Origin of the sequence: Kitasatospora sp. NPDC059803 (assembly GCF_042732255.1) — a bacterium.
Classification (GTDB): Bacteria; Actinomycetota; Actinomycetes; order Streptomycetales; family Streptomycetaceae; genus Kitasatospora.
Genome location: NZ_JBHWIJ010000142.1, coordinates 16,924 through 17,504, shown reverse-complemented (window position 1 = coordinate 17,504; position 581 = coordinate 16,924). Strand labels below are relative to the sequence as shown.

At 81.1% G+C, this 581-nt stretch carries 1 protein-coding gene; it reads right to left on the bottom strand.

Translation table 11 applies throughout. The annotated features are described in order from the left end of the window. A partial coding sequence (locus tag ACFV6I_RS22215; RefSeq protein WP_380427198.1) for an AMP-binding protein occupies nt 1-581 on the bottom strand: 581 nt, incomplete at both ends.

The following is a 581-nucleotide window of genomic DNA, read 5'->3' as shown; positions in this document are numbered from 1 at the left end:
GGCCTGCCGGACGTCGGGGTGGGCGGCGAGGGCCGCCTCGATCTCGGCGGGGTCGACGCGGTGGCCGAGCACCTTCACCTGGTCGTCGAAGCGGCCGAGGATCTCCAGCTGCCCGTCGGCCCGCCAGCGCCCGGCGTCGCCGGTGCGGTACATCCGCTCGCCGGGCACCGGCGCGTACGGGTCGGGGACGAAGGCCTCGGCGGTCGCCGCGGGGGCGCGCCAGTAGCCCCGGGCGAGGCCGGGCCCGCCGAGGTGGATCTCGCCCTTCTCGCCGGGCCTTACGGGGGACAGTCGGGCGTCCAGGACGTGCACCCGCACGCCGGGCAGCGGGCGGCCGATCGGCACCGGCGCGGCCGGGCCACCCGGGCCGCCGGCGTCCAGCAGGGCGGGGGTGACCTCGCAGAGCGTGGAGGTGACGGCGGCCTCGGTGACCCCGTAGGCGTTGACCAGCCGGACGCCGGGCAGCCGGTCCAGGCAGCTGCGGCAGTGGGGGGGGGGGGCGACGGCGCCCCCCCCCGCACCCCCCCCCCCCCCCCCCCGGCGCGGCGCCCCCCGGGGGGGGGGACGGATGCACGGGGGGC